8 protein-coding genes are annotated in these 9,142 nt (G+C 62.7%); 2 read left to right on the top strand and 6 right to left on the bottom strand.

Features of this window, described 5'->3' with window-relative positions; translation table 11 throughout:
- Window positions 1–440, top strand: a 440-nt coding sequence (locus ACK59L_RS16565; RefSeq protein ID WP_409274789.1) for a GlcG/HbpS family heme-binding protein, incomplete at its 5' end; no start/stop codon positions are given.
- Between the two features lie 81 nt (window positions 441–521).
- Here ACK59L_RS16565 and ACK59L_RS16560 read toward each other — a convergent pair.
- Together ACK59L_RS16560 and poxB are read right to left on the bottom strand one after the other, a co-directional pair.
- Window positions 522–1,133 (bottom strand): TetR/AcrR family transcriptional regulator, encoded by a 612-nt coding sequence (locus tag ACK59L_RS16560; RefSeq protein WP_027915993.1) that lies wholly within the window; start codon window positions 1,131–1,133, stop codon window positions 522–524.
- Window positions 1,134–1,259: 126 nt separating this feature from the next.
- Complete coding sequence (gene poxB / locus ACK59L_RS16555; protein ID WP_144967056.1) at window positions 1,260–2,984, bottom strand: ubiquinone-dependent pyruvate dehydrogenase; 1,725 nt, start codon at window positions 2,982–2,984, stop codon at window positions 1,260–1,262.
- A gap of 264 nt (window positions 2,985–3,248) precedes the next feature.
- Here poxB and ACK59L_RS16550 point away from each other — a divergent pair, with 264 nt between their 5' ends.
- Window positions 3,249–4,169: a DUF808 domain-containing protein gene (locus ACK59L_RS16550; protein WP_196135328.1), complete on the top strand. Its 921-nt coding sequence runs from the start codon at window positions 3,249–3,251 to the stop codon at window positions 4,167–4,169.
- Window positions 4,170–4,222: 53 nt separating this feature from the next.
- Here ACK59L_RS16550 and ACK59L_RS16545 read toward each other — a convergent pair whose 3' ends face one another.
- From ACK59L_RS16545 to ACK59L_RS16530, 4 genes are all read right to left on the bottom strand, one after another.
- Window positions 4,223–5,005 (bottom strand): outer membrane protein OmpK, encoded by a 783-nt coding sequence (locus ACK59L_RS16545; RefSeq protein ID WP_023535873.1) that lies wholly within the window; start codon window positions 5,003–5,005, stop codon window positions 4,223–4,225.
- A gap of 354 nt (window positions 5,006–5,359) precedes the next feature.
- Complete coding sequence (locus tag ACK59L_RS16540) at window positions 5,360–6,145, bottom strand: outer membrane protein OmpK (protein ID WP_409274786.1); 786 nt, start codon at window positions 6,143–6,145, stop codon at window positions 5,360–5,362.
- Window positions 6,146–6,278: 133 nt separating this feature from the next.
- Entirely contained in the window at window positions 6,279–7,634 is a 1,356-nt protein-coding gene (locus ACK59L_RS16535) for a nucleobase:cation symporter-2 family protein (protein WP_409274784.1), read from the bottom strand.
- Between the two features lie 159 nt (window positions 7,635–7,793).
- Window positions 7,794–9,107: a urate hydroxylase PuuD gene (locus tag ACK59L_RS16530; protein ID WP_409274782.1), complete on the bottom strand. Its 1,314-nt coding sequence runs from the start codon at window positions 9,105–9,107 to the stop codon at window positions 7,794–7,796.
- Window positions 9,108–9,142: the final 35 nt, after the last annotated feature.

The following is a 9,142-nucleotide window of genomic DNA, read 5'->3' as shown; positions in this document are numbered from 1 at the left end:
TGAATGCTTTGAACCTGAACTTGGCGCTGAGCCTGGTAAACGCCGCATTGGCTGCCGGGCGTACCATCCAGGCGGCGCCACTGACGGTGGCGGTGCTCGATGCCGGTGGGCACTTGCTTGCATTGCAGCGCGAAGACGGGGCGAGCCTGATCCGCCCCGAGGTCGCCACTGGCAAAGCCTGGGGTGCGATAGCGCTGGGCAAGGGCTCGCGTCTGCTGGCGCTGGATGCGCAGCAACGGCCGGCCTTCTTCGCCGCGCTCAACGGGTTGGGCGAACGGGCGGTCGTGCCGGCACCAGGCGGTGTGCTGGTGCGTGATCAGGATGGGCGGGTGCTAGGTGCGGTGGGGATCAGCGGGGACACATCGGATATCGACGAGCAGTGTGCGATCAGTGCCATTGAGGCGCTGGGGCTGCGCGCCGATGCGGGCGCGGTGGCCTGACCCGCATCAACTGCCGTTGCTCGATGCCCCAGCCCCCAGCGGACCTGGGCACGTGCAGGGCGAACGGCAAGGTGATGCTGCTCAGGCCGGCTCGGGTTCGCAGCCTTTGAGCACCATGCGGATGATGGTTTCGGCCGCCGCGTCGTAGTCGCTGTCGGCCAGCTTGGCCTTGCCGGTCACTGCCGAGATCTGCCAGTCGAAATCGGCGTACGTCTGGGTTGCCGCCCAGATGCTGAACATCAGGTGATGCGCATCGACGTGGGCGATCTGGCCGCGGTCTATCCACTGCTGGATGCACTCGATGTTGTGCCGCGCCTGCTCGTTGAGCTGTTCGACCTGGCTGGGCGACAAATGCGGGGCGCCGTGCATGATTTCGCTGGCGAACACCTTCGAAGCATGGGGCAGGTCGCGGGAGATGCGGATCTTGGAGCGAATGTATGCGCTCAGCACCTCGCGAGGATCGCCATCGGCGTTGAACGGGGTGGAGGCCTGCATGATCGGCGCGATGATGCTTTCCAGCACCTCGCGGTACAGGTTGTCTTTGGACTTGAAGTAGTAGTAGACGTTGGGCTTGGGCAGCCCAGCCTTGGCGGCGATATCGCTGGTTTTGGTGGCTGCGAAGCCCTTGTCGGCGAATTCCTCGCTGGCCGCGCGCAGGATCAATTCCTTGTTGCGCTCGCGAATGGTGCTCATGGTCAGGGATTTTCCTCGTGTCAGGCCACCTCTGAAGAGGCAGCCGGCATGGTAGCACCGTGCCCAAGGGCGGCTCAAGGCAGCGGCTTTGGGCAGGGCCTTTGCATCCAGTCGCACGCGTGAACGTTAGCGCAGCAGGTTGGTCTTCGCCAGGTCCAGCACCTCGTCGCCGCGCCCGCTCATCACGGCCTTGAGCATGTACAGGCTAAAGCCCTTGGCCTGCTCCAGCTTGATCGCCGGCGGCATGACCAGCTCTTGCGTGGCGGTGACCACATCGAGCAGTACGGGGCCGTCGTGGGCCAGGGCACGGCGCAGGGCCTGCTCCAGGTCTTCGGAGCGCTCGACGCGAATGCCCAGAATGCCCATGGCATTGGACATGGCGGCGAAGTCGGGGTTGTGCAGGTCGGTGCCGGTATCCAGGTAACCGGCAGCCTTCATTTCCATGGCGACGAAGCCCAGTGACGCGTTATTGAACACCACCACCTTCACGGGCAGCTTGAGCTGGGCGAGCGAGATGAAGTCCCCCATCAGCATGCTGAACCCACCGTCGCCACTCATCGAGATTACCTGGCGCCCCGGGAAGGCCGCTTGTGCGCCCATGGCCTGTGGCATGGCGTTGGCCATCGAGCCGTGGTTGAACGAGCCGACCAGGCGACGCTGGCCATTCATCTTCAGGTAACGCGCCGCCCAGACCGTGGGCGAACCGACGTCGGCGGTGAAGATCGCGTCTTCGCTGGCCAGTTCGCTGAGCAGGCGCGTGACGTATTGTGGGTGGATCGGCCGGTCACCCTTGGAGGGTACCGCCAGATCGTCCAGCCCCTGCCGCGCCTTGCTGTAGGCTTTGAGTGCATCATCCAGGAAGCGCCGATCGGTCTTGCGCGTCAGGCGTGGCAGCAAGGCGTTGAGGGTTTCGCCGACATCGGCAGCGATGCCCAGCGATAACGTGGCGCGTCGTCCCAGCGCTTGCGGATCACGGTCGACCTGCACGATCTTGGCGTCGCTTGGGAAAAACTGCCGGTAGGGGAAGTCGGTGCCCAGCATCACCAGCGTGTCGCAGCCGAGCATTGCGTGGTAACCGGAACTGAAGCCGATCAAGCCCGTCATGCCGACGTCGAAGGGGTTGTCCCATTCCACATGCTCCTTGCCGCGCAACGCATGGACCACCGGTGCGCCGAGTGCATCGGCCAGGGCCACGACCTGGTCATGCGCACCGGCGCAGCCGCTGCCGCACAGCAGGGTCACCTTGTGGCTGTCCTGCAACAACTCGGTCAGGCGCTGCAGATCGACTTCGGTTGGCAGGATGCGTGGCTGCTGCAGGGAAGGCCAGGCCGCCGGTTTCTGCTCGACCTCCAGCAGCGATACGTCACCGGGAATCACCACCACCGCCACACCGCGATTGAGGATGGCCGAGCGCATGGCCCGGTGCAGCACCTGCGGCATCTGCGCCGGGTTACTGACCAGTTCGATGAAATGGCTGCATTCCTTGAACAGTTCTTGCGGATGGGTTTCCTGGAAGTAGTTCAGGCCAATCTCCGAGGAGGGGATCTGCGCGGCGATGGCCAGCACGGGCACCCGGTTGCGGTGGCAGTCGAACAGGCCATTGATCAAGTGCAGGTTGCCCGGCCCGCAACTGCCAGCGCACACCGTCAACTCACCGGTGACCGCCGCTTCGGCACCGGCGGCGAAGGCGGCGACTTCCTCATGGCGCACGTGCATCCATTCGATGCTGTCCATGCTGCGCAGGGCGTCGGTCAGGCCATTGAGGCTGTCGCCGGTCAGGCCCCAGATCCGTTTGATACCGGCCTGTTCGAGGGTCGAGGCCAGCTGCTGGGCCATGTTGAGCTTTGCCATGAATACTCCTGGTGTGGATGAAAGGACGTGATCGATGGGATAGAGACAGGCGCTTGGCCATGACTGTTCGTTTGCGTCCATGAACGAATCGTCATGCGCGCTGCCCTGAACCCCCTCTGCTGCCGACAGGCCGGCACACGCGCCCGGCAGAACTGTTCAGCCACCGGCCGGTCTGTATGCCATCGTGATTGCCCTGGGAGCACGTCTGGCTATTCAGGCGTTTCAGGATGATGAAATCGCACGCGTCTACTAAGGGTGAATGGAATGGCTGGCAGCAGTTTTTTTGCGTTGTTGGATGACATCGCGGCCCTGTTGGATGACATCTCGTTGATGACCAAGGTCGCGGCCAAGAAGTCGGCCAGCGTGCTGAGCGATGACTTGGCCGTTAACGCCGAGCAAGTGACGGGCATGAAGGCCGATCGCGAACTGCCGGTGGTATGGGCTGTATTCAAGGGCTCTCTGAAGAACAAGGCCATCCTGGTGCCCTGCGCCCTGATCCTCAGTGCAGTGCTGCCGGCAGCGGTCAAATGGCTGCTCATGGCCGGCGGCCTGTATCTGTGCTACGAGGGCTTCGAGGCGATCAAAGATAAGTTTTCCCGCAGCGAGCACGGCGCCAAGGCGCAAGGAAAAAAGGCGCTTCCCAAAACCCCCGAGGAACTGGCCGCGTATGAGCAACGCAAGATCAAAGGGGCGATCAAGACCGACTTCATCCTGAGTGCGGAGATCATCGTCATCACCCTCAACGTGGTGGCTGAGGCTGCGCTGTACCAGCAGATCCTGACCTTGGTTCTGATCGCCCTGGTCATGACGATGGGCGTCTATGGGCTGGTCGCTGGCATCGTGCGGCTGGACGACGCAGGGTTCGCCTTGGCGAAATCCAAGGCCCAGGGTATGTGGGGCCGTGCGGTCAGAAAGCTGGGTGAAGTGCTGGTCTCGGCCGCGCCTTTCCTGATGAAGGCGCTGTCCTGGATTGGAACGGTCGCGATGTTCTTGGTCGGCGGGACATTTATTGCCGAAGGCATTGCACCCCTGGAGCATGTCATCGAAGGCTGGGTTGCGCACAGCGGAAGCTGGGAAGCAGTTGCCAAGCACGTCGTGTTCGGGGTTGTCGGGGCTGTCGCCGGAGGCCTGACGGCACTGGTGGTCGGCGGATTCTCTTGGGTTCGCACACGCGCTGCCGGTTGAGCGACACCGCTTGGGCAAAGGGGCCGCCTGGCGGCCCCGTCATCATGACGTGATCAGAACAGCACCTTGACCAGGAAGCTCATGGTGTTCTGGTCGGTGGTGAAGGCGCCGGAGTCCTTGATGCCGTACTTGTTCTTCCAATAGTCGTACTCAACACCCACGTACAGCTGCTTCTCGCCCAGGTGCATGGCTTTGCCCAGGTCATACTTGATCTGCGGGTTGAAGTGCAGGTTGGCGTGGTAGGTGCCACGGCGGTTTTCATCGTTGTCCACCACCCAGTCCATGAAGCCATCGATCAACACGTCGGAGGAGCCGACCGGGATGGTGTAGGCCCACACCGGGGTGATCTGCCAGACATTGTCGCCAGGGCGGCTGCCATCGGTGGTGCGCTGGTAGAAGTTCAGCTGGAAGTAGTCAAAGCCTGGGATGTCCAGGTCGAAGCCAGGGCCGATCAGGTAGGCTTCCGTGTCGCCCTCGCCAAACTCATAGGTCATGGCCAGCAGCACGTCCTTGACCGGGCCGAAGGACAGCTTCTGGTCGAAGATCTTGTTGAACGACAGGCGCGGGCTGATCTCGCCGTAGTAGGTATTGGGACCATTGCCGGCGTCCTTCTGGCCTTGGTAGAAGATCTTGTCGACGAACAGGAAGTTATCGCCGTACTTCCAGCCGTCGGCGTGCTCGAAGGTCAGGGTCTGTTGGGTCGACGGGTTGACCTTGAAGTTCTTGCCCCACAGGTAGGTCAGGCTGTTGCTCTGCCACTGCAGCAGGTCGCCGGCGAAGGTGGTGCCACAGGCCAGCAGGCCGCCGGCGAGGATCAGGCTGTTGATGGTACGCATTGCGGATGTCGCTCCCTTGGTTGATCTGTTGTCAGCGCTCGGTGTTGGCGCTTTTTCTGTCTTTTTAGTCAGCTTTTTTCGATGGGCCACAGCTGTCTGGCAAGGGTTGAGCCAACTTTCTCCCGGTTGGCGAAACCGTCCTGCTCGACGTCGTTCTGAACGGATGAAAAGGGTCTTTCAGGCTGGCAACACGTTGGCCAACCGCCCGAATTCATTGACTGAGCGGTCAGTAAACGCAGGCAGAATCCGTCCTGCCCTGATCGAGGGGGCGCGCAGATTACTGGCTTGCGCGCCTGGCCTCAAGTGCTCCGTCGTGGAGCACGGTGGAGCAAACCTGTGCATATGGTCAGGTTGTCAGAAGTGTACCTTGATCAAGGCACTGGCCACGCTCTGATTGCTGTCCAGGGCGCCCCGGCTGTCGATGCCGTATTTGTCCTTCCAGTAGCTGTACTCCAAGCCCACGTACAGCTGCTTGTCGCCCAGGCTCAGCGCCTTGCCCAGGTCGTATTTCACCTGCGGGTTGAAGTGCAGGTTGGCGTGGTAGGTGCCCCGTCGGTTCTGGTCGTTGTCAGTCACCCAGTCCATGTAGCCGTCTATCAGAATGTCGGACTTGCCCAGTGGCACCGTGTAGGACCAGGCGGGTGTGATCTGCCATACGTTGTCGCCGGGGCGGCTGCCTTCGGTATTGCGCACGTAGAAATTGAGCACGAAATAGTTGAAGCCTGGCACGTCGAGGTCAAAGCCTGGGCCGATCAGGTAGGCTTGATTGTCACCTTCGCCACGCTCGTAGGTCATGGCCAGCAGCACGTCCTTGACCGGGCCGAACGCGAGCTTGCGGTCGAGGATCTTGCCCAGCGAGAAACGAGGGCTGAACTCGCCGTAGTAGGTGGTCACCCCTTTGCCGGGGTCGGCCTTGCCGTTGTAGAAAATCTTGTCGACGAACAGGAAGGTGTCGCCGTATTTCCACTTGTTGGCGTGCTCGAAGGTGAGCGTCTGCTGGATGCCAGGGTTGATCTTGAAATCCTTGCCGTACAAGTAGGTCAGGCTCTCGCCGTGCCATTGTAGCCATTGGCCGGCTTGGCTCGGTACGCTGGCCAGCAGGCTGGTGCCCAGCAACAAGGCTTTGGAGATGTGGTTCATGTGACAGCTCCCGGATGTTGTTCTTGTGGGTTGTCAGGCGCGTGCGCGCCCCGGGCGGCCCACGCGGTGTGGGCCGACGGCACAGCAGTGATTCAGGCGTAATGCACGGGCGGCCAGGGCGCCGCCCGTTGGCTCAGTGGGGGTGGCAGGGCGCGTTGTGCGCCGCGCGGTCCGCGCCGCCGAGAATGTTGAACAGCACGTTGAGCACCAGTGCACTGACCGTGGCCATGGCGATGCCGCTATGGGTGATGGGCTCCATCCACTGGGGCATCTGAGCGAAGAATTCCGGCCGTACCACCGGGATCAGTCCGAAACCGACGCTGACCGCCACCAGCAACTGGTTGCGCCGATCCCCGATGTCCGCTTCCTGGAGGATCTTGATGCCAGTGGCAGTGACCATGCCGAACATGGCAATGGACGCGCCGCCGAGCACCGCTGGCGGAATCGAGGCGATCAGGTAGGCCGCCTTGGGCAGCAAGCTGAGCACCACCAGCAAGCCGCCGGCCACCACCGTGACGAAACGGCAGCGTACGCCGGTCATCTGCACCAGGCCGATGTTCTGGGCGAACGAGGAATGGGTGAAGGTGTTGAAAAAACCTGCGATGAAGGAAGCGCCAGCGTCGCACAGCAGCCCGCGGCGCAGCATGCCTGGGGTGACCTCGCGGTCGGTGACCTTGCCCAAGGCCAGGAACATCCCGGTGGACTCGACGAAGATGATCACCACCACCAGGCACATCGACAGGATCGGGGCCAGGCTGAAGGTGGGTATGCCAAAGTGTAGCGGGGTGACCACCTGCAACCAGGGCGTGGCCCCCAGGCCTGAAAAATCGACCATGCCGATCGATCCCGCCAGCAGGTAACCCAGGCCCATCCCTACCAGCACCGACACGTTGACCCAGAAGCCCCGCATGAAGCGGTTGATCAACAGAATCACTGCCAGCACCAGGCCGGCGACCAGCAGGTAGATCGGTGAGCCGAAGGTGGTCGCTTGCTGGCCGCCTCCGGCCCAGTTCACCGCCACGGGGAACAGCGACAGGCCGATGGACGTGATCACCGTGCCGGTCACCAGCGGCGGGAAAAACCTCACCACCTTGGACATGAAGGGCGCGACCAGCATGCCGAAGAAGCCTGCGGCAATGGTGGCCCCGAAGATACCCTGCAGGCCCACGCCGGGCATGCCGGCCATGGCCACCATGCTGCCAACGGCGGCAAAACTGGCCCCCATCATCACGGGCATGCGAATGCCCACCGGGCCGATGCCCAGCGATTGCACCAGGGTGGCGACCCCAGCGACCAGCAGGTCGGCGTTGATCAGAAAGGCGACTTCTTCGCGGGACAGGCCTGCGGCCTGGCCGATGATCAGCGGTACCGCGATGGCGCCACCGTACATCAGAAGCACATGTTGCAGGCCAACCAGAAAGAGCTGGAACAGGGGCAGGGGCTGTCGCGGCGGCGCTACCGGAATAGACGCCTTGGATGACTCGGACATGCAGCACCTCGAGTTTTGTTTTTATTCTCGGATCCAAGCGGCGGGCGAGCCCAAGGTTCAAGCGGCGATCTTCGATTTGAAGATCGCGTTGCTTTAAGCCTGGGCCAGCGCCTGCGCTCGATGCTTGCGTACGACGTTATGCGGTGTAGCCAATGGCGGTCAGTTGACCGGCGCGCCCTTGGCGATCCAGTCGCCTACCAGCTTGCGCTCTTCGGTGGTCATCTGGGTGATGTTGCCCAGCGGCATGATCTGGCTGGCAACCGCTTGCGCTTGGATGCGCGCGGCCTGGGCCTGGATCTGTTGCGGGGTGTCGAACATCACGCCACCTGGGGCGGCACTGAACAGTGGGCTGGTCGGCTTGGAGGAGTGGCACACGGTGCAGCGTTCCTGGATGACGTGGTGGATCTTCTCGAAGCTGTCACCGCCGGCCTGCACCGTCGCCTCGGCCGGCACTGCCGGTTCGGCGGGCTTGGCCGCGTCTTCGGCGCGGCGTTCGGCCGCCGTCTTGCCGCCCACGGCCGTGGCCGGCAACGGCTGGTACTCGATCTTGGCAGCGGCCTGTTCCGGGCTGACCGGCATCGGCTTGGGACCTGTGACATAGGCCAGGCAGATCATGGCCAGGGCGCCGACTGGCAGCGTCCAGGCGTACTTGTTGCTGTCGTGGCGGGTGTTGAAGTAGTGCCGGATCAACACCGCCGCCACTGCGATCCCCGCCAGGATCAGCCAGTTGTACTGGCTGCCGTAGGTGCTGGGGAAGTGGTTGCTGATCATGATGAACAGCACCGGCAGCGTGAAGTAGTTGTTGTGGCGTGAACGCAGCAGGCCCTTGGCCGGCAACACCGGGTCCGGGGTCTGGTTGTTCTCGATGGCAGCCACCAGCTGGCGCTGGGCCGGCATGATGATGCGGAACACGTTGCCGACCATGATGGTGCCGATGATCGCGCCCGTGTGCAGGTAGGCCCCACGGCCACTGAACACCAGGCTGAAGCCCCAGCAGGCGGCAATGATCAGCACGAACAGCACCGCACCCAGCAGGGCAGGGCGCTTGCCCAGGGGCGAGTCGCAGAGGAAGTCGTAGACGAACCAGCCCACGACCAGCGACCCGATACCGATCGCCACGCCCTCGGCGCCGCTGAGGGTGCTGCCAGGTGCCAGCAGGTACAAGGTGGGGTTCCAGTAGAACACCACACACAGCAGGGCAATGCCGGACATCCAGGTGAAGTAGGCTTCCCATTTGAACCAGTGCAGGCTCTCGGGCATTTTCGGCGGGGCGAGCTTGTATTTTTCCAGGTGGTAAATACCACCGCCATGGATGGCCCAGAGGTCACCTGACAACCCATCGCGCGGGTTGCTTCGATTCAGGTGGTTCTCCAGCCAGACAAAGTAGAACGATGCACCGATCCAGGCCACGCCGGTGATCATGTGAACCCAGCGAATGCTCAGGTTCAGCCACTCGTGAAGGTGTGCTTCCACAGTATGTACCTCTTGCCGGTCACAGGCGCGGGCAG

The sequence above is a fragment of the Pseudomonas sp. KCJK9111 genome (genome assembly GCF_046231935.1).
GTDB classification, from domain to species: Bacteria; Pseudomonadota; Gammaproteobacteria; order Pseudomonadales; family Pseudomonadaceae; genus Aquipseudomonas; species Aquipseudomonas parafulva_B.
The sequence above is the reverse complement of the archived record's forward strand: the minus strand, read 5'-3'. Positions and strand labels throughout refer to the sequence as shown.

Coding starts and splice junctions, on each gene's coding strand:
- ACK59L_RS16560 (WP_027915993.1), bottom strand. CDS start 1,133: ATGAGCACCATTCGCGAGCGCAACAAGGAATTGATCCTGCGCGCGGCC.
- poxB (WP_144967056.1), bottom strand. CDS start 2,984: ATGGCAAAGCTCAACATGGCCCAGCAGCTGGCCTCGACCCTCGAACAG.
- ACK59L_RS16550 (WP_196135328.1), top strand. CDS start 3,249: ATGGCTGGCAGCAGTTTTTTTGCGTTGTTGGATGACATCGCGGCCCTG.
- ACK59L_RS16540 (WP_409274786.1), bottom strand. CDS start 6,145: ATGAACCACATCTCCAAAGCCTTGTTGCTGGGCACCAGCCTGCTGGCC.
- ACK59L_RS16545 (WP_023535873.1), bottom strand. CDS start 5,005: ATGCGTACCATCAACAGCCTGATCCTCGCCGGCGGCCTGCTGGCCTGT.
- ACK59L_RS16535 (WP_409274784.1), bottom strand. CDS start 7,634: ATGTCCGAGTCATCCAAGGCGTCTATTCCGGTAGCGCCGCCGCGACAG.